The organism is Streptomyces durmitorensis (assembly GCF_023498005.1).
GTDB classification, from domain to species: Bacteria; Actinomycetota; Actinomycetes; order Streptomycetales; family Streptomycetaceae; genus Streptomyces; species Streptomyces durmitorensis.
The window spans coordinates 3,858,584-3,882,156 of sequence record NZ_CP097289.1 but is presented as its reverse complement, the minus strand read 5'-3'; the positions used below and the strand labels follow the sequence as shown (position 1 = coordinate 3,882,156).

The following is a 23,573-nucleotide window of genomic DNA, read 5'->3' as shown; positions in this document are numbered from 1 at the left end:
TTGCGGACCGCCCCTTCACATGTTTACGGTCGTGGGCCGCTCAAAAGTCCCCGTCATCAAGGACGCATTGAAGATGAAGCAGTCTGCCGCCAAGACCCTCGGTGTCGCCGCTCTCGGCGCCGCCTTCGCCGCCGCCGGCGCGGGTGCCGCGAACGCCGCACCGGCCGTGCCCGACGCCACGGGCGCGCTGGGCGCCGCCACCTCGACGCTGCCCACGGCGCAGGTCGCCGACACCCTGCCCGCCGGTGGCCCCGAGGCGGTCGCCGCGGGCCAGAACGCGCTCGGCAGCACCCTGCAGGCCGCCGCGCCGACCGTCGACAAGCTCGGCGAGAGCACCAAGGACGCCGCCGACCGCGGCAAGCCCGCCGCCGACCCGCTCTCCGGTCTGCTCGGTGGTCTGCCGGTCGCCGGTGCCCTGCCGCTCCAGGGGGGCCTGCCCACGCAGGGTCTGCCCGTCGAGGGCCTGCCGCTCGGCTGACCCTCACCGGTCTCCGCGTACGCCGATGGGGCGCACCCTTTCGCAAGGGGGCGCCCCATCGGCGTACGTATGTGGCAGTGAGAGCCGCCGGATCACCAGGCGGCCTGCCGGGTCTTGCCCTCGGTGGGCAGCAGGAACCAGAGCGCGATGTAGAGCAGGAACTGCGGTCCGGGAAGAAGGCACGAGAGCACGAAGATCACGCGCATCGTGGTGGCCGATGTGCCGAAGCGCTTGGCGAGGGCGGCACAGACTCCGCCGATCATCCGGCCGTTCGTGGGGCGGGCAAGGGCGGTCATGGTGGCTCCTTCGTGAACCGTCGGCATGAGGTCCGGGGGCGTTTCCCCGATGACTCAAAGTTACGTTCACGAAGCGGGCAAAGCGTCGCTCTAGGGTGCGATACCGACCCTGGGAATCGTCGGGGTCGCACCCTGAGAAGCGTCCTCCCGCAGGAGGGCCGCGCGATGCTCCACGTCCGTCCGGCGGCGGAGCCTGGCCCTGACCGCGGGCACCACGGCGACGTGCGCGAGCGCCACGCCCACCGTGTTCAGGAACAGCGAGTCGATGTCGACGACCTGCCCGGGGACCCCGGTCTGCAGCAGTTCGATGCCGAGCGAGATCAGCGCGCCCGCCGCGACCGTGCGCACCAGCGAACCCAGCGGCGAGACGTGCACCCGCCCCCCGGCGAGCGGAAGCAGCAGGCCCAGCGGGGCGAGGAGCAGCAGGCTGCCGCCTATCTGCCGGGCCGCCTGGACAGGGCCGAGCGCCAGATCCGCCTTGATGCCGGCGAACGGCTGAAGGTTCGCCGCGCTGACCCACGGCACGTCCAGTGGACGCAGAGTGAACCAGCCGACGAGCAGAAGATGCGCGACGAGGAGGAATCCTCCCGCCGCGCGGAAGCGGATGGCGGCCCCGTGGCCGCCCGAGCCTTGACGCACGCCCCCCAAGACGCGCCCAGCGGCAGGATCGGTTCCGCGCATCTCATCCCGGTACGCGGTGCTGTCCCGATCGCACAGGGTGACTGCCCTGTGCGGCCGCTTCAGCCGGGTCCTGCTACTTCACCGTCTCCGTGGGCGGAGCCACCGTTCCGGGGCGCTGACGGACGGCCTGGGTGCATTCGTAGCGGCGCAGCGGGTCGTCGCCGGGGCCGCCCATGATGACCTCGCGGTCGTCGCCCGCCGCCGCGCTGTCCGCAAACGTGCACACGATCTGGGCCAGCGCGAACGCCGACAGGTCCTCCGGGGACGAACTGAACCGCAGCGCGTCCTCGGGATCTCCCTCAGCGGGGCCGCTGACGACCGTCCCGCCGCGTACGTCCGTCGCGAAGCCCGCCTGCTTCTCCGGGGCCGACGGGGTGTGCGCGAGCTCGTCGAGGAGCGCCTGAGCGATGCGGACCCGGTCGGACGTCGCCTTCTCCGCGGGGATCCGCACCGACCGGTCCACCGTCACCAGCTGCGCCGCGCACACCAGGAAGACCTGTACCGGCACGCCGCTGGTGGACTGCGACGCGATGCTCGACCCGGACATCACGCACGGCACCCGGGAGGGACCGGGACCGAAGTCCGTGGGCACCTCCGTCGAGCGGATCCCGCATCCGGCGAGCGTCCCGGTCAGCGCGGTGGCCAGGAGAGCGGCCCGAAGCCGTCGGCGGTTCATCGTTCGTCTCCCTCGACGCCGGCGTCGGCGTCGCCGTCCGTGCCGTCGTCCCCCTCGTCGTCGGGCAGCAGCCCCGACGGATCGCGCGGCAGCCACAGCGTGAACACCGCGCCGCCCTTGGGCGAGTTCGCGGCAGTGATCTCCCCGCCGTGGATGTGCGCGTTCTCCAGCGCGATGGAGAGCCCGAGACCGCTGCCCTCCGAACGCGGCCGGGACGCGCTCGCCTTGTAGAACCGGTCGAAGACGTGCGGCAGTACGTCCTCGGGGATGCCGGGGCCTCCGTCGCGCACCGCGATGACGAGCTTCTCGCCCGCGAGCCGCACCGACACCTCCACCGGCGAACCACCGTGCTTGAGGGCGTTGCCGATCAGGTTCGCCAGGATGACGTCCAGGCGCCGCGGGTCGAGCCGCACCGTGATGCCGCGCTCCGCGTCGAGCTCCACCGCGTCGAGCCAGGCACGGGCGTCGATGCAGGCCGTGATCTGGTCGGCGATGTCGACGGCGTCCAGGACGAGCCTGGCCGTGCCCGCGTCGAAGCGGGTGACCTCCATCAGGTTCTCCACCAGGTCGTTCAGGCGGCGGGTCTCGCTGACCACCAGGCGTACGGCGGGCTCGATCATCGGGTCGACGGAACCGGTCTCCGCGTCGAGCTCCTCCTCAAGGACCTCCGTCACCGCGGTGATCGCGGTCAGCGGCGTACGCAGCTCGTGCGACATGTCGGCGACGAAGCGCCGCGACGCCTCCTCGCGGGCGCTCATGTCGTCGACCTTCTTCTCCAGGCTCTCCGCGGTCCGGTTGAACGTCCGTGACAGATCGGCAAGTTCATCCGTGCCCGACACCCTCAGGCGCGTGTCCAGCTTGCCCTCGCCGAGCCGCCGCGCGGCGACACCGAGCCGGTGCACCGGTTTGAGCACGGTGGTCGCCGCGGCCTGCGCGAGCAGCGCGGAGCCGATGAGCGCGAGCCCGGTCGCGATCGCGAGCGACCAGCCGAGCGAACTCAGGTCCTTCGCCTCGGGTTCGAGGGACTTGAGCATGTAACCGGTCGGCCCGCCCCCGATGACCTTGGCACCGCCCACGAGATACGGGGTGCCGCCGTCGACGGTCCGCTGCCAGTACAGGTGGTACGGACTCTTGTTGCTCGACGTGAGCGGCTGCTCCTTGTTCACCGTCTTGCGCAGCGACTTGGGCACGTCGGCGAGCGTGAAGGCGTCCAGGTCGGAGTAGCCGACGATCGTGTCGCCGTCGGAGTTCTCGCCGATCAGGAGCACGCTGTAGCGCTGGCTGCTGTTGGCCATCGTCCCGGCGGCCTGTTGCAGTTCGTCCTGGGTCGGATTGGGCGGCAGCGCGCCGGCGCGGGTCTGCATCTCCTGCTGGAAGTCCTTCAGGGCCGCGTCCTGCGCACGGGTCAGGACCGCCTCGCGGTTCAGCCAGTACGCGATTCCGGACGCCGTCACGGCGGCGGTGAGCGCCACCAGGCCGAACACCACGACCAGCCGGAGCCTGAGGCTCGTGAAACGCAGTCCCGCCATGATCGCCTTGCGCGCCGCGGCCCAACCGCGGAGCTTGTCCTGCGGTTTGGTCACTGAGGAGTGTCCAGCCGGTAGCCGACCCCACGGACCGTACGGATCAGAGTCGGCGAGGACGGCACGTCCTCGACCTTCGCGCGCAGGCGCTGCACACACGCGTCGACGAGCCGGGAGTCGCCGAGGTAGTCGTGCTCCCACACCAGACGCAGCAACTGCTGCCGCGACAGGGCTTGTCCGGGCCTGCGGCTCAGCTCCAGGAGCAGCCGCAGCTCGGTCGGCGTGAGCTGGAGATCCTCGCCGTTCTTCGTCACGGTCATGGCGGCGCGGTCGATGACGAGCGAACCGAACGTCGCCGCGTCGTTGGCCTCGCGCTCACCGCGCCGGAGCACCGCGCGGATACGGGCGTCGAGCACCCGTCCCTGCACGGGTTTCACCACATAGTCGTCGGCACCGGACTCGAGCCCGACGACCACGTCGATGTCATCGCTGCGCGCGGTCAGCAGGATGATCGGCAACTGGTCGGTGCGCCGGATGCGACGGCACACCTCGAATCCGTCGATGCCCGGCAGCATCACATCCAGCACGATCAGGTCCGGCCGCTGCTCACTGAGCAGCTTCAGGCCGTCCTCGCCGGTGGCAGCAGTAGCCACCCGATGCCCTTGGCGGGTGAGCGAAAGCTCAAGGGCCGTACGGATGGCGTCGTCGTCCTCGATCAGCAACAGGGAAGGCACGGACGTCATTCTGTCCCATGGCAAGGCCACAGTTCGACTGTTGGAGCCCTCCCACACTTCTCCCCTACACATAGAAGGGCTGTTGCAGGCCTGTGACAGTCGGCGGACACCCTCATGAAGTGGGTCCGGCAGAGTTCTGGTCACACGGAAGAAGCCGGACTCCACCGACGGGGGGCGCGAGATGAACACACTGCACAGCACCAGCTCAAGCGCAGTAATCACGCGTCTCCACGACGTGATCCGGCCTGCCGAGAGGCACGAGAAGTCCGGTGCCGTGAGCGGGCGGGGGTGCGCTCGCGGCACCGGGCGTCAGCACACCGCGTACATGACGGTGGTTGACGCGTTCCCGGGGGCGACCCGCGGGGACAACGGGGGAACCGATGGGGGGGCTCACGGGGGAGCCGCGTACAGGGAGGACACGGGGGAGCGCACCACAGCGTCGGAGGCGGAGTTCACCGCCTACGTCCAGGAGCGTCGTGCCTCCCTGTACGCAACCGCCTACCACCTGACCGGTGACCGCTTCGAGGCCGAGGACCTGCTCCAGAGCGCCCTCTTCTCGACGTACCGCGCCTGGGACAGGATCAGCGACAAGGCCGCGGTCGGCGGATATCTCCGCCGGACCATGACCAACCTGCACATCAGCGCCTGGCGGCGCCGCAAGCTCAACGAATACCCGACCGAGGAGCTGCCGGAGACGGCGGGCGACACGGACGCGATGCGTGGCACCGAACTCCGCGCGGTTCTCTGGCAGGCCCTGGCCCGCCTCCCCGAACTGCAGCGGACGATGCTGGTCCTGCGCTACTACGAGGGCCGCACGGACCCCGAGATCGCGGACATCCTCGACATCAGTGTGGGCACGGTGAAGTCCAGCATCTGGCGCTCGCTGCGCCGGCTGCGCGAGGACGAGGTCCTCAGCTTCGGCCGTGACCAGGAAGAGTCCTTCGGCGAGTTGGTCGCCTAGGGATCATGGGGGCCGCCGCTCCCGGGGGGAGGCGGCGGGCAGTACCGGGGGGATCCACGGGGGAAAACGGGGATCACGGGGGAAACAAGTGGCGGGACCGGAAGGCCGGGGGGTCTTTCCGGTCCTTCTGCTTGTGCTGCCCGGGTTGCCGCGCGGATCTACGCGGCGTCGGCGCGCGCCTTGACGCACCGCCCCGCGGCAGCGGCGGCAACCCGCCCCAGGGCCTCGTCCTTGCCGCAGGGGTGAGCACCGAGCGCGGTCTGCCGGGCCACGATGGCGCGTTCGGCGCGCATCAGGCGCCAGCCGCGCCGCAGCAGGAACGCCACCGACTTGCGTCCCTCGCGCAGATCCCGCAGCAGCCGCCGCCGGTAGGTGGTGGACGGCCGCCCGCGCAGACAGATCGCGTCGGCGAGCACGCCGCTCTCCCGGCACCGTTCCACGATGTCCGCCGCGAAGATCCCCTCCGCGATGAAGAGGGGCGTGCGCTCGATGTCCATCGCGGACTCGCCCGTACGCGAGCTGGTGGAGATGTCGTAGACGGGGACGCTCGTACGTCCCGTGCGGCACAGCTGCTCGATGGCGGCGACGGCGACGTCGGCGTCCCAGGAGGCGGGGGAGTCCCAGTCGATGTCCGTGCTGCCGGGGACCTGCGGCACTGTCGGGTCGTCACCCTCCTTGTAGAAGTCGTCGAGGCACAGGACGGGCAGCCCGGAGCGGGCGGCGAACGACGACTTGCCTGACCCGGAGGGGCCGGCGAGCAGCACGACTCGGGTGGGTATCGGGGGATGGGAACTCACGAGAGACCAGTGTGCTGCATTGAGCCGCCCAGGCGACCCCACGGGTAGGGCTTTGGCGCCCACAACGCACCTCAACTACGCTACGTGCGCATCTGATTACTCAAGAGGATTCGGGCGGTACTCATGGCACGGCACGCAACAGCCTCCACGCAACTCTCCCGCGCCCTCCTGCGCGCGGGCCTGACGGTCACCGTCGCGGGCGCGGCCCTCGGCATCGGCGGTGCGGCGACGGCGAGCGCCGCGCCGGCCCCCGCGCCCCCGGCGTCCGACCAGCTGTCGGCGGGTGCCGCTGGGGCGCTCTTCGCGGTGCAGGAGGCCGCCGGGGGTGGGCTCGGGCCCGTCAAGGAGCTGAAGCTCGACCCGCTCGCGGGCACGGGGGTCGACCCGCTGGACAACGCGGTCGGCACCCGGATCGCGGACTTCAAGCCGGTCACGACGGCGCCGCTCACCGCCCCGCTGACGCAGGGCGGATCGCTCGACGACCTGCCGCTGGTGGGTCCGGCCACGGGACTGCTGCCCGGCTGACCTCCGGCGGCGTCAGCTCTTTCGCAGCGGCACTTCCCGCACCAGCCAGGCCACCGCGAACGCCGCGGCCCCAAGGAGCGCGGATCCCAGGACCACGCCGTGCAGCCCGCTGGTGACCGACGTCCGCACCACGTCCCGCACCCCCTCCGGCATCTCCCGCACCGCTTCGGGCGTCCACGCCATGCCGCCCTCCGGCATCCCGGCCGACGCGACCCGGCTGGAGTAGACCGCGCCGAGCACGGCGATCCCGAGCGAGCCGCCGATGGTCCGGAGGAGGGTGGCGGTGCCGGTGGCCGCGCCCATGTCGCGCGGCTCCGCGCTGTTGATGGTGATCAGCAGCGTGCTCTGCATCAAGAAGCCCATTCCGGCGCCGAGTACGAGGGTCAGCGCGGAGGTCACCGCCGTCGGGGTGTCCGCGCCGACCGCGAGGAGCGCGAGCCCGCCCACGGCCGTCAGGGCCCCGCCGATGATGGGGTAGGCGCGGTAGCCGCCGCCGTTGGACGTGACCTTCCCCAGCAGGAGTTGCGCACCGAACATCCCCGCCATCAGCGGAAGCAGCAGCATGCCGCTGGCCGTCGAGGACGCGCCGCGCACGAACTGCATGTACTGCGGCAGATAGGAGGACGCCCCGAGCATGGCCGCGCCCACCAGGAAGGAGAGGATCTGGGCGAGCGTGAAGTTGCGGTCGGCGAAAAGGCGGGGCGGGATGATCGGTTCGGGCGCCCGCCGCTCGACCCGGGCGAACCAGACGAGGGCGCCGGTGCCGAGCGCGCCGAGTCCGAGGATCTGCGGTGACGTCCAGGCGTACGTCGTGCCGCCCCAACTGCCCAGCAGCGTCAGGGAAAGGATGCCCGCGGAGAGCAGCGCGGCCCCGGCGTAGTCGATCCGTGCGGTGCTCCGTTCGCCGGGCAGGTGCAGGCGGAAGCAGACGACGAGCAGGGCTACCGCCCCGACGGGCACGTTGACGTAGAAGACCCAGCGCCAGTCGAGCTGGTCGGTGAGGAATCCGCCGAGCAGGGGCCCGCCGACCAGCGCGACCGGCATCATCGCACCGACCATCGACTGCGAGCGGCCCGCCTGCGACGGCGGCAGCATGACGCCGATGATCGAGATGGCGCCGACCATGAGGCCGCCCGCGCCCAGTCCCTGCACGGCGCGGAAGGCGATGAGCTGTCCCATGTCCTGGGCGAGCCCGGAGAGCACGGAGCCCGCGAGGAACACCGTGATCGACCAGATGAAGCTGCCCTTGCGCCCGTAGAGGTCGCCGAGCTTGCCCCAGATGGGGGTGGAGACGGACGCGGTGAGCAGATAGGCGGTCACCACCCAGGAAAGGTGGTCCAGGCCGCCCAGGTCGCCGACGATCGTGGGCAGGGCGGTCCCGACGATCGTGCCGTCGAGCAGACCCAGCATCAGGCCGAGCAGGAGCCCGAAGAGGACGAGCTTGGACGGTCCGTCCGGCGCGGCGGGCGGCTGCGTGGCACCCGGTCCGTCGGGGACGCTCGTCTCTTCCGTACGTTGACTCATCGTTCCCCCCAGAGGACGTGATGCCGCGTCAGGCGGCGTAGGGCCGGATGGACTTGGCGTCCCGCAGGGCGTGCGCCCACCACGTCAGCTGGTCGAGCAGCGCCTTGGCGGCCGTGTCGACCTGGGGGTCCTCGACGGTGCCGTCCTCGCCGAACTGGCCCCAGGCGTTGTGGAAGCTGACCGTGTTGCGGATGGTCGTGGCGTTCAACTCGGCCATGACGACGCGGAGTTGTTCCACCGCGCGCAAGCCGCCCGACAGGCCGCCGTAGGAGACGAAGCCGATCGGCTTCGCGTGCCACTGCTCGTTGTGCCAGTCGACGGCGTTCTTCAGGGACGCAGGGAAACTGTGGTTGTACTCCGGCGTGATGAAGATGAACGCGTCGGCCGCCGCGAGGCGCGGGGAGACCAGGGCGAGCATCTCCTCGGTGCCGGGTGCGGGCGGCTGGCCGAAGGCGGGGAAGACGGTCGGCAGCGGGGTCTCCGCGAGGTCGACGACATCGGCGGTCAGGTCGTCGCGCTGGGCGAGATGCCCCGTCAGCCACCGCGTGACGACGGGGGCGAACCGGCCCTCGCGGTTGCTGCCGACGAGGACGGCCACGCGGAGGGGCTGGGTGGTGGCGGTGCTGGTCATGGGATCCCCCGGGGATTCGTGGGTCTGTACGGCGTGAATGTGCACGGCGTGAATGTGTACGGCGTATCGAGATGCGTACAACGTACACGCTGATGTGTACAGCGTCTACTGAGAGATACGTTGTACGCTCACGTCCTGATGAGAGGAGCCCTGCTGTGGCTGGCCAGAAGAAGGACGGCAAGACGGCGGTGCCGGACAAGTCGCTCTGGGAGCGCCTGGAGCAGCCCTCGGCGCCCCGTGCCTCGCTGTCCCTGGAGCGCATCGGGGCCGTCGCGGTGGAGGTCGCCGACGCGGAGGGCTTCGCCGCCGTCACCATGCGACGGCTCGCCACGGAGCTGGGGGTCGCGCCCATGGCGGCGTACCGGCACGTCTCGGGCAAGGACGACCTGTGGGCGCTGATGGCCGAGCGGGTGGCGGCCGAGTACCGGATTCCCGAGGGGCTGACCGAGTGGCGCGAGGTGCTGCGGGCCTACGCCCTGCTGACCCGGGACATGATGATGCGCCACCCGTGGGTGGGCCAGCTGCCCACGGCCCTCTTCGTGCTGACCCCGGGCCGGATGGCCATCGCCGAGCGGCAGTTGGCGGCGCTCGACGGGATCGGTCTGGACGAGGACGCCATGATGATGGCCTTCCGCACGGTCAGCTCGTACGCGCACGGCGCGGCCTCGTCCGAAGTGGCCCTGCGGGACTGGACGGAGTCGGAGGGCTGGTCGTCCGGCGCCGAGACCCGGATGGGCCTCGCGCCGCAGATGACGTACCTCATGGACACGGGCCGCTACCCCACCTACCGGCGCTACGGCCTGCGTTCGCGCCGCAAGGACGACGCCACCTGGATGTACGAGACGGGCCTCGAATGCGTCCTGGACGGGATCGCGGCACGGCTCGGCATCTGACCGAGTCGTGGGACGGACGAAGCCCCGGCCCTCCTGGACGGAGGAGGGCCGGGGCTTCGTGGTGCGGGGAGTGGCTCGGTGCAGATCTCAGTACGAGGAGCCGGACGCGCCGAGCGAACCCGTGGGGTGCCAGACCGTCTTGGTCTCCAGGAAGGCCGTCAGACGGTGCGTGCCCGGATCGGCCGACCAGTCCACAGGCTGTGGACGGACGACGCGCTTGAGGTTGTCCGCCGCGGCGACCTCAAGCTCCTTGGCCAGTACGTCGTCCTCGACGCCCGCGAGGTCGATCGCGTTCACGTCCTGGTGCGCCGCGAGGGACGGAGTGATCTCCGCCGTACGGCCCGACAGGATGTTCACGACGCCGCCGGGCAGGTCGGAGGTGGCGAGCACCTCGCCGAGGGAGAGCGCCGGGAGCGGGGAGTTCTCGCTGGCGATCACCACGGCCGTGTTGCCCGTCGCGATCACCGGGGCGATCACGGACACCAGGCCCAGGAACGACGACTTCTGCGGGGCGACGACCGTCACCACGCCCGTCGGCTCCGGCGAGGAGAGGTTGAAGAAGGGGCCCGCGACCGGGTTTCCGCCGCCCACGATCTGGGCGATCTTGTCGGTCCAGCCCGCGTACCAGACCCAGCGGTCGATGGCCGCGTCCACGACGGCGGCGGCCTTCGACTTGGAGAGTCCCTCGGCGTCGGCGACTTCCCGTACGAACTGGTCCTTGCGGCCCTCCAGCATCTCCGCGACGCGGTAGAGGATCTGGCCGCGCAGGTAGGCCGTCTTGCCCGCCCAGGAGCCCTGCGCCTTGCGCGCGGCCACGACCGCGTCACGCGCGTCCTTGCGGGACGAGAGCGGGGCGTTGGCCAGCCACTTGTTCTTCCCCGCCGCGGCAGCGGCTGATGTTCCTGTGGTCACCTCGTACACCCGGCCGCTCTCGCTGCGGGGGAACTTGCCCCCGACGTACAGCTTGTAGGTCTTGAAGACGCTCAAACGCTGCTCAGACATCGAGGTAAGCCTCCAGGCCGTGGCGGCCGCCCTCGCGGCCGTAACCCGATTCCTTGTAGCCGCCGAAGGGCGAGGTCGGGTCGAACTTGTTGAACGTGTTGGCCCAGATGACGCCCGCGCGCAGGCGATCGGCGACCGCGAGGATGCGGGAGCCCTTCTCCGTCCAGATGCCGGCGGAGAGGCCGTACTGGGTGTTGTTGGCCTTGGCGACGGCCTCTTCCGGCGTACGGAACGTGAGCACCGAGAGCACCGGGCCGAAGATCTCGTCGCGCGCGACGGTGTGCGCCTGCGTGACGTTCGTGAAGAGGGTCGGCGCGAACCAGTAGCCGGACGAGGGCAGTTCGCACGGGGCGGACCAGCGCTCGGCGCCCTCGGCCTCGCCGGTCTCGGTCAGGGCCTTGATGCGGGCGAGCTGCTCGGCGGAGTTGATCGCGCCGATGTCCGTGTTCTTGTCGAGCGGGTCGCCCAGGCGCAGGGTCGACAGACGCCGCTTGAGGGCGTGGAGCACCTCGTCCTGCACCGACTCCTGTACGAGGAGGCGCGAGCCCGCGCAGCAGACCTGGCCCTGGTTGAAGAAGATGCCGGTGACGATGCCCTCGACGGCCTGGTCGATGGGGGCGTCGTCGAAGACGATGTTGGCGCCCTTGCCGCCCAGTTCGAGCGTGACCTTCTTGTCCGTGCCCGCGACCTGGCGCGCGATGGCCTTGCCGACGGCGGTCGAGCCGGTGAAGGCGACCTTGTTCACGTCCGGGTGGGCGGTGAGGGCGGCGCCCGCGTCGCCGTACCCGGGAAGGATGTTGACGACGCCCTTGGGCAGGCCCGCCTGGCGGCAGATGTCCGCGAAGAAGAGCGCGGACAGCGGGGTCGTCTCGGCGGGCTTCAGGACGACCGTGTTGCCCGTCGCGAGCGCCGGGGCGATCTTCCAGGCCAGCATCAGGAGCGGGAAGTTCCACGGGATGACCTGGCCCGCGACGCCGAGCGGCTTCGGGTCCGCGCCATACCCCGCGTGGTCGAGCTTGTCGGCCCAGCCCGCGTAGTAGAAGAAGTGCGCGGCGACCAGGGGGAGGTCGGCGTCGCGCGTCTCCTTGATGGGCTTTCCGTTGTCGAGGGTCTCCAGGACGGCCAGTTCGCGGCTGCGCTCCTGGATAATCCGCGCGATGCGGAAGAGGTACTTGGCGCGCTCGGCGCCCGGAAGCGCCGACCACTTCTCGAAGGCCTTGCGGGCGGCCTTCACCGCGCGGTCGACGTCCTCGGAGGAGGCCTGCGCGACCTCGGAGAGGACCTCTTCGGTGGAGGGCGAGACGGTCTTGAAGACCTTGCCGTCCGCCGCCTCCACGAACTCGCCGTCGATGAACAGGCCGTACGACGGCGCGATGTCGACGACGGAGCGGGACTCCGGTGCGGGGGCGTACTCGAAAGCCGTGGAGGCCGAAGATGTGGAAGTCATGGGTCAGTCCACCGTCACGTAGTCGGGGCCGGAGTAGCGGCCCGTGGCCAGCTTCTGGCGCTGCATCAGCAGGTCGTTGAGGAGCGATGAGGCGCCGAAGCGGAACCAGTGGTTGTCCAGCCAGTCCTCGCCCGCGGTCTCGTTCACCAGGACGAGGAACTTGATCGCGTCCTTGGAGGTGCGGATGCCGCCCGCGGGCTTCACCCCGACCTGTACCCCGGTCTGCTCGCGGAAGTCGCGTACGGCCTCCAGCATCAGGAGGGTGTTCGCGGGGGTGGCGTTGACGCCGACCTTGCCGGTCGAGGTCTTGATGAAGTCCGCGCCCGCGAGCATGCCGATCCAGGAGGCACGGCGGATGTTGTCGTACGTGGACAGCTCGCCGGTCTCGAAGATGACCTTGAGCCGGGCCGCGCCGGAGGCTTCCTTCACGGCGCGGATCTGCTCGAACACCGTCATGTAGTCGCCCGCGAGGAAGGCGCCGCGGTCGATGACCATGTCGATCTCGTCGGCACCCGCCGCGACGGCCTCGCGGACGTCGCCGAGCTTCACGTCGATGGCGGCGCGGCCCGCGGGGAAGGCGGTCGCGACGGACGCGACCTTGACGCCGCTGTCGCCGACGGCCTCCTTGGCGGTGGCCACCATGTCCGGATAGACGCAGACGGCGGCGGTCATCGGTGTGCCGCGGTCGGTCGGATCCGGGTGCACGGCCTTCGCGCCGAGCGCCCGGACCTTGCCCGGGGTGTCGGCGCCCTCCAGCGTCGTCAGGTCGATCATGGAGATGGCGAGATCGATGGCGTACGCCTTCGCCGTGCTCTTGATCGAACGGGTGCCGAGCGCTGCGGCGCGCGCCTCGAGGCCGACCGTGTCGACGCCGGGCAGCCCGTGGAGGAAGCGGCGCAGCGTGCCGGCCGACGCGGTGGCGTCCGTGAGTGCGTGTGCGTGTGCGGGTGCAGTGGGCATGGTCACGAGGGGAGCATATCTACGCGCGTAGCGGCTGTACAGGGGGGCGGGGGTCGGTGGTGGTGGCGGGGGCGTGCGGACCCGGTGGGCGCGGTGGGCGCGGTCGGCGGACGTGCGGCCCCGTCGGCGGGACGGGGTGCGTCCGGCGGCTGCTGTCCCACTGCCGGGCGCACCCCCCCGGGCGGGTGCCGATGGCGGGACCCTGACCTGTCCCGCCGCTCAGCGGAGGATGCCTCCCGCGCACCCGCGCACCCGCCCGATTACCCGGCAGCCGGGCGAGGTCCGTCGCGAGGCGGGTGGTGCGTCTGCCTGCCGGGCGACGGGGGCGCAGGGCCTCCGGCGGCGCCCCCGTAAGGCCCGCGCGACGCCCCCGCAGGCCTCCGTGGCGCCCCTGCAGGGGACCCGTCGCGGGCGAGGTCCGTCGCGAGGCGGTGGTGCGTCTGCCTGCCGGGCGCCGGGCGCGCAGGGCCTCCGCGTGCCTCGCGCAGGGCCTCCGCGACGCCCCCGCAAGGCCCGCGCGACGCCCCCGCAGGCTTCCGGGGCGCCCCCGCAGGGGACCCGTCGCGGGCGAGGTCCGTCGCGAGGCGGTGGTGCGTCTGCCTGCCGGGCGACGGGCGCGCAGGGCCTCCGCGTCGCCCCCGCAGGGGACCCGTCGCGGAACTCAGGCAGAATCAACGCATGACCGACCCCCAGCCCCCCGTGGCGGAGCCCGAGTACAAGGACCGGACCTTCCGGTCGTCCGGCGGTATCGCCGGAGGCGTCCTGCTGCTCGCCCTCGGCGGCTGGCTCGGCATCGACGCGATGATCCGGGGCGAGGGCCGCACTCCGTGGCTCGCGCTCGCCGGGCTGCTCCTGGCGGTGCCGCTCGTCGTCGCGTTCACCGTGCGCCCCGCCGTGTACGCCAACGACGACCGGCTCCGCATCCGGAACCCCTTCCGGACGATCACGCTGCCGTGGGCGTCGGTCTCGGGGCTGCGCTCCGGGTACTCGAACGAGGTCTTCACCCAGTCCGGTACCAAGTACCAGCTCTGGGCCATCCCGGTCTCCCTCCGCGGCCGCAAGAAGGCCTCCAGGAGGAAGTCGCAGGGGGCGGCCGCCGGTGATCCGAGCGTCGTGAACGCGCGGCGCCCTGGTGAGGCGGCATCCCTCCGCGCGGCCGGCGACCAGATCATGGACGACCTGCGCGAACTCTCCGAGCTCCGCGCCGGCGCGGAGTCCGCGCAGGGCGAGCCCGTGGTGCGCTGGGGCTACGAGATCCTCGCGCCCGCTGTGGCCGGGGCGGTGCTCCTCGTGGTGGTGCTTGCGGTGGCTTAGGAGCGTTCACGCGTTCACGCGGTGCACGTGCTCTCGTGGTTGGGCGGTGCACGCTGCTCTGGCGACTCACGCGCTTAGGCGGTGCACGCTGTTCTCGCGGCTCGCGGCTCGCGGCTCGCGGCTCGCGGCTCGCGGCTCACGTGCTCGGGCGGTTCACGCGTTCACGCGGCTCACGCGCGCTCGTGACTCATGCGTTCACGCGCTTGGGTGGTGCACGCGGCTCGCGGCTCAGCGCTCACGGCTCACGCGCTCGGGCAGCTCACGCAGGGCTCGAAGCGCTCACGCAGCTCACGCAGCTCACGCAGCTCACGCAGCTCACGCAGCTCACGCAGCTCACGCAGCTCACGCAGCTCACGCAGCTCACGCAGCTCACGCAGCTCACGCAGCTCACGCAGCTCACGCAGCTCACGCAGCTCACGCAGCTCACGCAGCTCACGCAGCTCACGCAGCTCACGCAGCTCACGCGGCTCACGAAGCGCACGCAGCGCTCACGCGCTCACGCGCTCAAGGCGGCCCCAGCCACGCCAGCAGCATGTGGCCGCCGAGCGCCGCCGATGTCACCGCCGCGGTCACCATCACCGTCACGGCGACATGCGTCCGCGCGCGGGCCAGTGCCGCCGCCAGGGGCAGCAGCAGGGGAAAGGCGGGGAGCAGGAAGCGGGCCCGCGGGAAGTAGACCCCCTTGCTGCCGAGCACGATCAGGAGCAGCAACCCCGTGAAGACCAGCAGCGGCAGCGGCTGGCGGTCGCCCACGGACAGGACGAACAGCGCCGCCGACGCGAGCAGCGTCGCCGTCACCATCATCAGGAACAGCTGCGGACGCTGGACCGCGAGCAGGTCGTACATGGTCCGCAGGGTCCCCACCCCGCCGTCCCACTCGTTGTGCCACAGCTTCTGTACGGCGAAATAACCGTCCCAGCGGCCGAGCCGCAGCCCCACCCAACCGACGTACGAAAGCCAGCCGAGCGGCGCGAGCAGGGCGCCCAGGAGCGTGCGTACGAGGTAGCCGCCCTCCGTCTCCTGGGCCTCTCCCCGGCGCACGCGCCGGTGTTGCCGGAAGAGTGTGAGCAGCGCTGTCAGGGAGACCGCGGCCGCCAGCGCGACACCCGTGGGGCGGGTCAGGCCCGCGAGCGCGGCCAGCGTGCCCGCCCAGATCCAGCGGCCGGTGAGCACGGCGTACAGCGCCCACGCGGTGAGAGCCGTGAAGAGGGACTCCGTGTAGCCCATCCACTGCACGAGCGCGACGGGCAGCGAGCCCCAGAGCGCGGCGAGCAGGACGCCGGTCCTGCGCCCGTACAGGTGGTCGCCCACCGCGAAGATCCCCCACGCCGCGAGGAACGAACAGGTGACGGCGATCGCGAGCCCCACCGCGCCGCGCGGCTCCGGGGCGATCACGCTGCCCGCCCTGATGAGCAGGGGGTGCAGGGGGAAGAAGGCGAGGTTGTTCGCGTCGAACTGGGTGCCCAGGGTGTCCGCGTAGCCCTTGTCGGCGATCTTCAGGTACCAGTCGATGTCCCACGACTCCGCCAGGAGATGCCAGACGCCTCGGTGCTCCCCGCGCGCCCAGAGGGCGAAGACCAGAAGTCCCAAGAGGCGTACGGCGGCGTACGCGAGGAGTGCGGGCGATGCGTGCCGCAGGGCGCGGGCGGCGCGTGCGGGGCGGCCGCCGGGGGAGCGGTCCGGTGCGACGCGGGGGCGGCGGGAGGGGGAGACGATCCGGGGTGGGGCGGCGGACGTCGAGGGCATCGAGGACGTCGAGGATGTCGAGGACGTCGATGCGGTCGAGGTCTCTGGGGTCGGTCCGTACGGCACTGCGGCAGCTCCCGGAACGTGATCGTGCGCTGCCGGTCACCCTTCCTGGGGGACCGGCAGCGCACTGGATCGCTGCGGCAGCTGCGCCGTGGGACCACTCGGACGGGTGGCCCGGGGGCCGCCCGTCCTCGTCTGTGAGAAGGCCCGCTAGATGCCCGCGGCCACGGAGAGGTCGCGCTTGATCGCCGCGAGGAGGTCCGCCGCCTTGGCGCGGGCAGCGGGCAGGTCGGCCTTGGCCGACACCGGGACCACCACCTCCAGGTAGCACTTGAGCTTCGGCTCCGTGCCGCTCGGGCGCACGATGACGCGGGCCCCGTCGAGCGTGTAGCGCAGGCCGTCCGTGGGCGGCAGCTTCTCCGTGCCCCGCGTCAGGTCCTCGGCCTTCGTCACCGCGAGGCCCGCGAGCGCCGTCGGCGGCTGCTCGCGCAGGCGGCGCATCGCGTCCGCGATCAGGGAGAGGTCCTCCACGCGGACCGACAGCTGGTCGGTGGCGTGCAGACCGTGCTCCACGGCGAGGTCGTCCAGAAGGTCGAGCAGCGTGAGGCCCTGCTCCTTGAGCTCGGACGCGAGCTCCGTGAGCAGGAGCGCCGCCGTGATGCCGTCCTTGTCGCGTACGCCTTCGGGGTCCACGCAGTAGCCGAGGGCCTCTTCGTAGCCGTAGCGCAGGCCGTCGACGCGGGCGATCCACTTGAAGCCGGTGAGGGTCTCCTCGTACGGGAGGCCCGCCTTCTCCGCGATCCGGCCCAGCAGGGAGGAGGAGACGATCGACTCGGCGAACGTGCCGCGGGCGCCCCGGCGTACGAGGTGGGCCGCGAGGAGGGCGCCGACTTCGTCGCCCCGGAGCATGCGCCAGTCGGTGCGGCCGTCGGTGGTGTCCTTGACCGCAGCCGCGCAGCGGTCGGCGTCCGGGTCGTTGGCGATGATCAGGTCCGGGTCGACCTCGCGGGCCTTCGCGAAGGAGAGGTCCATCGCGCCCGGCTCCTCCGGGTTGGGGAACGCGACCGTGGGGAAGTCCGGGTCGGGCTCCGCCTGTTCGGCGACGAGGACGGGGGCGGGGAAGCCCGCCCGCTCGAACGCCGCGAGGAGCGTCTCCTTGCCGACGCCGTGCATCGCCGTGTAGACGGTGCGGGCCGTGCGCGGGGAGCCGGGGGCCAGGACGGCGTCCGTGCGGGCCAGGTAGGCGTTCAGGACGTCGTCCGCGAGGGTCTGCCAGCCGGTCTCCGGGCGGGGCACGTCGTGGAGCGAGGCGATCGCGTCGATCTGCGCCGCGATCTCCGCGTCCGCGGGCGGGACGATCTGGGAGCCGTCGCCCAGGTAGACCTTGTAGCCGTTGTCGCGCGGGGGATTGTGGCTCGCCGTCACCTCTACGCCGGCGACCGCCCCGAGGTGCCTTATGGCGAAGGCGAGTACGGGGGTGGGGAGCGGGCGGGGGAGCACGGCGGCGTCGATGCCGGCGCCGGTCATGACGGCCGCCGTGTCGCGCGCGAAGTCCTCGGACTTGTAGCGGGCGTCGTAGCCGATCACCACGGGTCCGTCGGTCTGGTTCGTGGCCTTGAGGTACGCGGCGAGGCCCGCGGCGGCGCGGATGACTACGGAGCGGTTCATGCGCATGGGGCCCGCGCCGAGTTCGCCGCGGAGGCCCGCGGTGCCGAACTGGAGGGTGCCGCCGAAGCGGGCGGCCAGCTCTTCGGTGTCCCCGCTGTCGATGAGCTTGGCGAGCTCCTCGCGGGTGTCGGGGTCCGGGTCCTCGGCCAGCCAGGCCTGGGCCCGCGCGATGAGTTCAGAGTCGTCCGGCACGTTTCTTCAGCCTCTCGTGTGCGGAGTTCGATTGCGGGGTCTGGGTACGCCTACCCGGCGTGCGGGGCTGTTCTCTTCTCTCCCGTGCCGGGTGCGGCTGCTCGGTTTGCCCGGGTGGAGCTTGCCTGCTGGGTGCGGCTCGGTGGGGGCTTTCCTGTCCCGCCGCTTCGCGCCGGATCTTTCCCACCCACCCACCCGATCACCCGGCAGCGGATGTCTCCCACCCACCCGAGCACCTGCGGCGGAGTGTCCCCCCCCGCCCACCCGATTGCCCGGAGCGGGATGGGCTTGTGCGTCCACCCGCTCGACGCTCCGGGGCAATCGGGCGGGTGGGCGGGAAGGCTTGTGCGGCAACGGCTTCGAAGCTGCGGGGTGATCGGGCGGGTGGGCGGGAAAGCCTGTGCGGCAACGATCGCTGCGGACTGCCAAGGCGCCGCGCAGGGACACCCCGCCCGGCAGATGCCCCTTGCCAGGCAAGGCACCCCGCCCGGGAAGGCGCCCCCACCCGGCAGATGCACCCCCGCCAGGCAAGATCACCCTCCTGGCAGAGGCGCCCCCGCCAGGCAAGGCGCCCCCGCCAGGAAAAATCAGATACGGCCCAGGACCTGACCCAGCAGCTCCCCCATGCGGGTAGCACTGTCGCGGCCCGCCTGGAGCACCTCCTCGTGGTTCAGCGGCTCGCCCGTCATGCCCGCGGCGAGGTTCGTGACCAGGGAGATGCCGAGCACCTCCGCGCCCGCCTCGCGCGCCGCGATCGCCTCGAGGACCGTCGACATGCCCACCAGGTCCGCACCGATCGTGCGGGCCATGCGGACCTCGGCCGGAGTCTCGTAGTGCGGGCCGGGGAACTGCGCGTAGACGCCCTCTTCGAGCGAGGGGTCGATCTCCTTGCAGAGGCTGCGCAGCCGCGGCGAGTACAGGTCCGTGAGGTCCACGAAGTTCGCGCCGACGATCGGTGACGTGGCCGTCAGGTTGAGGTGATCGCTGATCAGGACCGGCTGACCGGGGCGCATGCCCTCGCGCAGACCGCCGCAGCCGTTCGTCAGCACGATCGTCTTGCACCCGGCGGCCACCGCGGTACGCACGCCGTGCGCGACGGCGGCGACGCCACGGCCCTCGTAGTAGTGGGTGCGGCCCAGGAAGACGAGGGCGCGCTTGTCACCGACCTGGAAGGAGCGGATGCGGCCCCCGTGTCCCTCCACCGCCGGCGGCGGGAAGCCGGGGAGCTCGGTGACGGGGAACTCGGCCTCGGGCACGCCGAGCGCGTCGACGGCCGGCGCCCAGCCGGAGCCCATCACGAGGGCTACGTCGTGGGTCTCGGCGCCCGTCAGCTCACGCAGGCGCGCGGCGGCGGCGTCGGCGGCGGCGTAGGGGTCGCCCTGGATGTCGTCCGGAATAACTGAAGCGTTCACGCGGACGAGAGTAGCCGCTCACGCCCTACGCGCGTAGATGACGATGCTCACGGGATTCGGATCGTTGTCTTGTCGTTTCCGACGAGAGGTCCGAGGCGAGGCCGAACAGCGGCCCGAGGAGCAACCCGGAGCGAGGCGATGCGCCCCTAGCAGGGCCGCTTCCGCAGCTCCATCACATAGTCGTGCGGCGCCCCCGCGGTCTCCGCCGCGTCGGCCAGCTCCCCCAGATAGCGCGCCGACGGCAGGCCGCCCTCGTAACCATTGAGGACGTACACCCAAGCGGGTTCCTCGCCGTCGAGGGTGTGCACGCGCACGCGCATGCGGCGGTAGATGTCGAGCCCCACGCCCTCCCACCGGTCCATGGAGTCCTCGTCCATCGGGGCGACGTCGTACAGCGTCACGAAGACCTGGGAGCGCGGTGCCTCGACGATGGTGGCAAGGGCGCCCTCCCACCCCATGTGCTCCCCGCCGAAGGTCAGCCGCCAGCCGTTCAGCCAGCCGGTCTGGCGCAGCGGCGAGTGCGGGGCGCGGCGTGACATGAGCCGCGGATCCAGATTGCCGGCGTACGCGGCGTAGAGCGACATGTGGTCGAGGGTACGGCAGGTGACGCGTGCGTCCCTCCGGTAACGGAAGTGCCCTTCTTGGAGGGAGAACGGCCCGGATGGAGCCCCCGGGGCGAAGCACCTTGAAGCGTGCGGGACAATGGAGTACGTGACTCGGATCGTGATCATTGGCGGCGGACCCGGCGGATACGAGGCGGCACTCGTTGCCGCCCAGCTCGGCGCGGAGGTGACCGTCGTCGACTGCGACGGTCTGGGCGGGGCGTCGGTGCTCACCGACTGCGTCCCGTCCAAGACTCTGATCGCCACGGCCGAGGTGATGACCAGCTTCGACTCCTCGTACGAGGAGCTCGGCATCATCGTCGCGGACGACACCCCCCACATCGACACGCCCGCGCGCGTCGTCGGCGTCGACCTCGGCAAGGTCAACCGCCGTGTGAAGCGTCTGGCGCTCGCGCAGTCCCACGACATCACCGCCTCCGTCACGCGCGCAGGCGCCCGCGTGCTGCGCGGCCGTGGCCGCCTGGAGGGCCAGCAGGACACGGACGGCTCGCGCAAGGTCGTCGTGCGCGCGGCCGACGGGAGCGAGGAGACCCTCGTCGCCGACGCCGTCCTCATCGCCACCGGCGGGCACCCGCGCGAGGTCCCCGACGCGCTGCCCGACGGCGAGCGGATCCTCAACTGGACCCAGGTGTACGACCTGGACGAGCTCCCCGAGGAGCTCATCGTGGTCGGCTCCGGTGTCACCGGTGCCGAGTTCGCCGGTGCCTATCAGGCGCTGGGGTCGAACGTCACGCTCGTATCGAGCCGTGATCGCGTGCTGCCCGGCGAGGACCCGGACGCCGCCGCCGTCCTGGAGGACGTCTTCCGGCGCCGTGGCATGAACGTCATGTCGCGCTCCCGGGCCGCCTCCGCCAAGCGCGTGGGCGACCGCGTGGAGGTGACGCTCAACGACGGCCGCGTCATCAGCGGTACGCACTGTCTGATGGCCGTGGGTGCCATCCCGAACAGCAGCGGCATGGGCCTGGAGGAGGCCGGGGTCAAGCTCAAGGACTCCGGGCACATCTGGACCGACAAGGTCTCGCGCACCTCCGCCCCCGGTGTGTACGCCGCCGGTGACGTGACCGGGATCTTCGCGCTCGCCTCCGTGGCCGCCATGCAGGGCCGCATCGCGATGTACCACTTCCTGGGCGACGCGGTGACGCCGCTGAACCTGAAGACCGTGTCGTCGAACGTCTTCACCGACCCGGAGATCGCGACCGTCGGCTACAGCCAGTCCGACGTCGACGGCGGCAAGATCGACGCCCGCGTCGTCAAGCTGCCGCTCCTGCGCAACCCGCGCGCGAAGATGCAGGGCATCCGCGACGGCTTCGTCAAGATCTTCTGCCGTCCGGGTACGGGCATCGTGGTAGGCGGTGTGGTCGTCGCGCCGCGCGCTTCGGAACTGATCCACCCCATCTCGATCGCGGTCGACAACAATCTGACGGTCGAGCAGATCGCGAATGCGTTCACTGTGTATCCATCCCTTTCGGGCTCGATCGCCGAGGTCGCACGTCAACTTCACACGCGAAAGTCGGCGGGCGAAGCCTGATCGCGGGCCGATCGTCGGCTGAACGCCGACTGATCGGGTTCTGTACGGCGCGTACGGGGTAACAACTCTGCGCAGGTCACGGGCTGTTGTCGCCCATTCGCCCGGCATAGGCGGGGTGGGTAGGCGCGTATACCACTTCCCACCCAACCGTGCGAACAACTTCTGTAATTCGGCGCAAACTGCTGAAAGCAGACGGTCGTTGGGGTTACTGTCAGTTTCGTGTTCGCTGCAGAACGTCGCCAATTGATCCTCGAAATGGTGCGGGCCAACGGAGCGGTATCGCTCCGGGAGCTCGCCCGCGTCGTCCAGACCTCAGAAGTGACCGTACGGCGGGACGTGCGCGCGCTGGAGGCAGAAGGACTCCTCGACCGCAGACATGGCGGTGCGGTATTGCCGGGCGGATTCACGCGGGAGTCCGGCTTTCCGCAGAAATCACATCTCGCGACCGCCGAGAAGACGGCCATCGCCGATCTCGCGGCGGGACTCGTCGAAGAAGGCGAAGCCATCGTCGTCGGGGCGGGTACGACCACGCAGGAGCTGGCCCGACGGCTCGCGCGGGTGCCCGGTCTGACCGTCGTCACCAATTCCCTTCTGGTGGCACAGGCCCTGGCTCATGCCAACCGCGTCGAGGTCGTCATGACCGGCGGCACCCTGCGCGGTTCCAACTACGCGCTCGTGGGCAGCGGGGCCGAACAGTCCTTGCAGGGCCTGCGGGTCTCGCGCGCCTTCCTGTCGGGCAGTGGTCTGACCGCCGAACGCGGGCTCTCCACGTCCAACATGCTCTCGGCCAGCGTGGACCGCGCGCTCGTCCAGGCGGCTGCCGAGGTCGTGGTCCTCGCCGACCACACCAAGCTCGGCACCGACACGATGTTCCAGACGGTGCCGACGGACGTCATCACCCGCCTGGTCACGGACGAACCGCCCACGCACGACGACCGCGCGGCCACCGAGTTGCAGGCCCTGGCGGACCAGGGCGTGCAGATCGCGGTCGCGGGCGGGACCGCGAGTTCGGGCTCCGGCTCGGGGGTGGATTCCGTCCCGGCGCGGCAGTCGCGCCGGGACGTGCCACTGCCGGGCCAGCGCCGTAACCACGGCGGTCACGCAGCAGGTCCGGGTGCGCAGTTGCGCAGTGCGGTGCTCGGGGAGCAGCAGCCCGGGGAGCGGGCCGCGCGGGTGGCGGATCTACGCCGCCGCTGAACCGGCCGCCGGGCCGGTGGGCGGCTCGTCGGGTGCCGATCCTTCCGGCTTCAGGCCGCGCAGGGTCAGCATCAGGAGGCGGTCGGCCAACTCGGGGTCGTCGGGGGTCTCTTCGGCGGCCAGCGCGATCGCGTTGGTCAGCTGCATCAGATCGCCGATCGAGACACCGGGGCGTACGGCACCTGCCTGCTGTGCCCGCACGAGCAGGGCCGTACCCGCCTCGCGCATCGGCTTGCTACAGCGGGAGAGTGCCGAACTGTCGTCGTGCGACGCCGACATGAGGGCGCGGGAGAGCCCGCGGTACTCACCCGCATGAGTGATGATGGCGCGCAGCCAGGTCACCAGGGCCGAGCAGGGTTGCGGATCTTCGAGGAGCGCGCGGGAGCGTTCCAGGAGATCGCTCACGGCCTCTTCGAAGACGGCGCTCATCAGGGCGTGGCGGTTGGGGAAGTGGCGGTAGAGGGTGCCGATGCCTACGTTCGCGTGGCGGGCGATGTCCTCCAGGGAGGCGTCCGTGCCGTGCTCCGCGAAGGCGGTGCGGGCCTCTGCGAGGAGCCGGTCGTAATTGCGGCGCGCGTCGGCTCTTTTCAAGCGGGGGCGCTGATCCGTGCCGGTGCTCATCACCGCGGTCCTCCCTGAACGTACGCGTGCCTCAAGTCTGCCTGAAGCGTGCGTGCCGCTCATCACCGGCTCCGCCGAGTCGTCCTCAAACGCCCCCGAGCTCTTAAGGAGCAGGGGGGACCCCCACGGGCTGAATGCTTC

Annotated in this window: 23 protein-coding genes; 7 read left to right on the top strand and 16 right to left on the bottom strand. The window is 71.1% G+C overall.

Annotation, left to right across the window (positions count from 1 at the left end; genetic code table 11):
* The first annotated feature begins 73 nt into the window (after positions 1-73).
* Positions 74-478, top strand: a complete 405-nt coding sequence (locus M4V62_RS17220; protein WP_249588151.1) for an ATP-binding protein — start codon at positions 74-76, stop codon at positions 476-478.
* 92 nt (positions 479-570) lie between these two features.
* Here the strand turns inward: M4V62_RS17220 and M4V62_RS17215 are convergent, their stop codons facing one another.
* From M4V62_RS17215 to afsQ1, 5 genes are all read right to left on the bottom strand, one after another.
* On the bottom strand, positions 571-774 hold the full coding sequence (locus M4V62_RS17215) for a PspC domain-containing protein (protein WP_249588150.1): 204 nt from the start codon (positions 772-774) through the stop codon (positions 571-573).
* Between the two features lie 90 nt (positions 775-864).
* A complete protein-coding gene (locus M4V62_RS17210) occupies positions 865-1,455 on the bottom strand; it encodes a VanZ family protein (protein WP_249588149.1) in 591 nt (196 codons plus the stop codon).
* A 73-nt stretch (positions 1,456-1,528) separates the two neighbouring features.
* The gene (locus M4V62_RS17205) at positions 1,529-2,131 is read right to left on the bottom strand and encodes a hypothetical protein (protein WP_249588148.1); all 603 of its coding nucleotides are present in this window, start codon (positions 2,129-2,131) and stop codon (positions 1,529-1,531) included.
* Positions 2,128-3,714 (bottom strand): sensor histidine kinase, encoded by a 1,587-nt coding sequence (locus M4V62_RS17200; RefSeq protein ID WP_283779092.1) that lies wholly within the window; start codon positions 3,712-3,714, stop codon positions 2,128-2,130. The genes M4V62_RS17205 and M4V62_RS17200 overlap by 4 nt, the downstream gene beginning before the upstream one ends.
* A complete protein-coding gene (afsQ1, locus tag M4V62_RS17195) occupies positions 3,711-4,388 on the bottom strand; it encodes a two-component system response regulator AfsQ1 (RefSeq protein WP_030562528.1) in 678 nt (225 codons plus the stop codon). Before afsQ1 ends, M4V62_RS17200 begins: the two co-directional genes overlap by 4 nt.
* Before the next feature lie 181 nt (positions 4,389-4,569).
* On the opposite strand from afsQ1, the gene M4V62_RS17190 reads away from it, so the two are divergent.
* Complete coding sequence (locus M4V62_RS17190; RefSeq protein ID WP_249588147.1) at positions 4,570-5,349, top strand: SigE family RNA polymerase sigma factor; 780 nt, start codon at positions 4,570-4,572, stop codon at positions 5,347-5,349.
* A gap of 158 nt (positions 5,350-5,507) precedes the next feature.
* Here the strand turns inward: M4V62_RS17190 and M4V62_RS17185 are convergent, their stop codons facing one another.
* Positions 5,508-6,146 (bottom strand): uridine kinase family protein, encoded by a 639-nt coding sequence (locus tag M4V62_RS17185; protein WP_249588146.1) that lies wholly within the window; start codon positions 6,144-6,146, stop codon positions 5,508-5,510.
* A gap of 123 nt (positions 6,147-6,269) precedes the next feature.
* On the opposite strand from M4V62_RS17185, the gene M4V62_RS17180 reads away from it, so the two are divergent.
* On the top strand, positions 6,270-6,671 hold the full coding sequence (locus M4V62_RS17180) for a hypothetical protein (protein WP_249588145.1): 402 nt from the start codon (positions 6,270-6,272) through the stop codon (positions 6,669-6,671).
* Between the two features lie 12 nt (positions 6,672-6,683).
* On the opposite strand, the gene M4V62_RS17175 is transcribed toward M4V62_RS17180, so the two are convergent.
* Both M4V62_RS17175 and M4V62_RS17170 read right to left on the bottom strand, forming a co-directional pair.
* Positions 6,684-8,195: an MDR family MFS transporter gene (locus M4V62_RS17175; protein WP_249588144.1), complete on the bottom strand. Its 1,512-nt coding sequence runs from the start codon at positions 8,193-8,195 to the stop codon at positions 6,684-6,686.
* Between the two features lie 28 nt (positions 8,196-8,223).
* Positions 8,224-8,826: an NADPH-dependent FMN reductase gene (locus M4V62_RS17170; protein ID WP_249588143.1), complete on the bottom strand. Its 603-nt coding sequence runs from the start codon at positions 8,824-8,826 to the stop codon at positions 8,224-8,226.
* Positions 8,827-8,981: 155 nt separating this feature from the next.
* On the opposite strand from M4V62_RS17170, the gene M4V62_RS17165 reads away from it, so the two are divergent.
* On the top strand, positions 8,982-9,719 hold the full coding sequence (locus M4V62_RS17165; RefSeq protein WP_249588142.1) for a TetR/AcrR family transcriptional regulator: 738 nt from the start codon (positions 8,982-8,984) through the stop codon (positions 9,717-9,719).
* A gap of 87 nt (positions 9,720-9,806) precedes the next feature.
* On the opposite strand, the gene M4V62_RS17160 is transcribed toward M4V62_RS17165, so the two are convergent.
* From M4V62_RS17160 to deoC, 3 genes are read right to left on the bottom strand one after another with little or no spacing between them, the layout of a single operon-like run.
* On the bottom strand, positions 9,807-10,721 hold the full coding sequence (locus tag M4V62_RS17160) for an aldehyde dehydrogenase family protein (RefSeq protein ID WP_249588141.1): 915 nt from the start codon (positions 10,719-10,721) through the stop codon (positions 9,807-9,809).
* On the bottom strand, positions 10,714-12,168 hold the full coding sequence (locus M4V62_RS17155) for an aldehyde dehydrogenase family protein (RefSeq protein WP_249588140.1): 1,455 nt from the start codon (positions 12,166-12,168) through the stop codon (positions 10,714-10,716). Before M4V62_RS17155 ends, M4V62_RS17160 begins: the two co-directional genes overlap by 8 nt.
* A gap of 3 nt (positions 12,169-12,171) precedes the next feature.
* Positions 12,172-13,128 carry a deoxyribose-phosphate aldolase gene (gene deoC / locus M4V62_RS17150; RefSeq protein WP_249592875.1) on the bottom strand — a complete coding sequence of 319 codons (957 nt, stop codon included), beginning with the start codon at positions 13,126-13,128 and terminating at the stop codon, positions 12,172-12,174.
* Positions 13,129-13,806: 678 nt separating this feature from the next.
* Here deoC and M4V62_RS17145 point away from each other — a divergent pair.
* Positions 13,807-14,442 carry a PH domain-containing protein gene (locus tag M4V62_RS17145; RefSeq protein ID WP_249588139.1) on the top strand — a complete coding sequence of 212 codons (636 nt, stop codon included), beginning with the start codon at positions 13,807-13,809 and terminating at the stop codon, positions 14,440-14,442.
* A gap of 504 nt (positions 14,443-14,946) precedes the next feature.
* Here M4V62_RS17145 and M4V62_RS17140 read toward each other — a convergent pair.
* The 4 genes from M4V62_RS17140 to M4V62_RS17125 form a co-directional block, all read right to left on the bottom strand.
* Positions 14,947-16,188, bottom strand: coding sequence for a hypothetical protein (locus tag M4V62_RS17140; protein ID WP_249588138.1), 1,242 nt, complete (start codon positions 16,186-16,188; stop codon positions 14,947-14,949).
* A 213-nt stretch (positions 16,189-16,401) separates the two neighbouring features.
* A complete protein-coding gene (locus M4V62_RS17135; RefSeq protein WP_249588137.1) occupies positions 16,402-18,051 on the bottom strand; it encodes a phospho-sugar mutase in 1,650 nt (549 codons plus the stop codon).
* A 587-nt stretch (positions 18,052-18,638) separates the two neighbouring features.
* The gene (locus tag M4V62_RS17130) at positions 18,639-19,463 is read right to left on the bottom strand and encodes a purine-nucleoside phosphorylase (RefSeq protein WP_249588136.1); all 825 of its coding nucleotides are present in this window, start codon (positions 19,461-19,463) and stop codon (positions 18,639-18,641) included.
* 146 nt (positions 19,464-19,609) lie between these two features.
* Entirely contained in the window at positions 19,610-20,047 is a 438-nt protein-coding gene (locus M4V62_RS17125; protein WP_249588135.1) for a gamma-glutamylcyclotransferase family protein, read from the bottom strand.
* Positions 20,048-20,165: 118 nt separating this feature from the next.
* Between M4V62_RS17125 and M4V62_RS17120 the strand changes: the two genes are divergently transcribed.
* Complete coding sequence (locus M4V62_RS17120) at positions 20,166-21,614, top strand: NAD(P)H-quinone dehydrogenase (protein ID WP_249588134.1); 1,449 nt, start codon at positions 20,166-20,168, stop codon at positions 21,612-21,614.
* A 219-nt stretch (positions 21,615-21,833) separates the two neighbouring features.
* Positions 21,834-22,811, top strand: a complete 978-nt coding sequence (locus M4V62_RS17115; protein WP_283779091.1) for a DeoR/GlpR family DNA-binding transcription regulator — start codon at positions 21,834-21,836, stop codon at positions 22,809-22,811.
* On the opposite strand, the gene M4V62_RS17110 is transcribed toward M4V62_RS17115, so the two are convergent.
* A complete protein-coding gene (locus tag M4V62_RS17110; protein ID WP_249588133.1) occupies positions 22,797-23,432 on the bottom strand; it encodes a TetR/AcrR family transcriptional regulator in 636 nt (211 codons plus the stop codon). The genes M4V62_RS17115 and M4V62_RS17110 overlap by 15 nt on opposite strands.
* Positions 23,433-23,573 lie beyond the last annotated feature (141 nt).

What these genes read in the sequence shown, in the direction of transcription:
- M4V62_RS17220 (WP_249588151.1), top strand. Translation starts at nt 74, where the DNA reads ATGAAGCAGTCTGCCGCCAAGACCCTCGGTGTCGCCGCTCTCGGCGCC.
- M4V62_RS17215 (WP_249588150.1), bottom strand. Translation starts at nt 774, where the DNA reads ATGACCGCCCTTGCCCGCCCCACGAACGGCCGGATGATCGGCGGAGTC.
- M4V62_RS17210 (WP_249588149.1), bottom strand. Translation starts at nt 1,455, where the DNA reads ATGCGCGGAACCGATCCTGCCGCTGGGCGCGTCTTGGGGGGCGTGCGT.
- M4V62_RS17205 (WP_249588148.1), bottom strand. Translation starts at nt 2,131, where the DNA reads ATGAACCGCCGACGGCTTCGGGCCGCTCTCCTGGCCACCGCGCTGACC.
- M4V62_RS17190 (WP_249588147.1), top strand. Translation starts at nt 4,570, where the DNA reads ATGAACACACTGCACAGCACCAGCTCAAGCGCAGTAATCACGCGTCTC.
- M4V62_RS17180 (WP_249588145.1), top strand. Translation starts at nt 6,270, where the DNA reads ATGGCACGGCACGCAACAGCCTCCACGCAACTCTCCCGCGCCCTCCTG.
- M4V62_RS17175 (WP_249588144.1), bottom strand. Translation starts at nt 8,195, where the DNA reads ATGAGTCAACGTACGGAAGAGACGAGCGTCCCCGACGGACCGGGTGCC.
- M4V62_RS17170 (WP_249588143.1), bottom strand. Translation starts at nt 8,826, where the DNA reads ATGACCAGCACCGCCACCACCCAGCCCCTCCGCGTGGCCGTCCTCGTC.
- M4V62_RS17160 (WP_249588141.1), bottom strand. Translation starts at nt 10,721, where the DNA reads ATGTCTGAGCAGCGTTTGAGCGTCTTCAAGACCTACAAGCTGTACGTC.
- M4V62_RS17155 (WP_249588140.1), bottom strand. Translation starts at nt 12,168, where the DNA reads ATGACTTCCACATCTTCGGCCTCCACGGCTTTCGAGTACGCCCCCGCA.
- deoC (WP_249592875.1), bottom strand. Translation starts at nt 13,128, where the DNA reads ATGCCCACTGCACCCGCACACGCACACGCACTCACGGACGCCACCGCG.
- M4V62_RS17145 (WP_249588139.1), top strand. Translation starts at nt 13,807, where the DNA reads ATGACCGACCCCCAGCCCCCCGTGGCGGAGCCCGAGTACAAGGACCGG.
- M4V62_RS17140 (WP_249588138.1), bottom strand. Translation starts at nt 16,188, where the DNA reads ATGCCCTCGACGTCCGCCGCCCCACCCCGGATCGTCTCCCCCTCCCGC.
- M4V62_RS17125 (WP_249588135.1), bottom strand. Translation starts at nt 20,047, where the DNA reads ATGTCGCTCTACGCCGCGTACGCCGGCAATCTGGATCCGCGGCTCATG.
- M4V62_RS17120 (WP_249588134.1), top strand. Translation starts at nt 20,166, where the DNA reads ATGGAGTACGTGACTCGGATCGTGATCATTGGCGGCGGACCCGGCGGA.
- M4V62_RS17110 (WP_249588133.1), bottom strand. Translation starts at nt 23,432, where the DNA reads ATGAGCACCGGCACGGATCAGCGCCCCCGCTTGAAAAGAGCCGACGCG.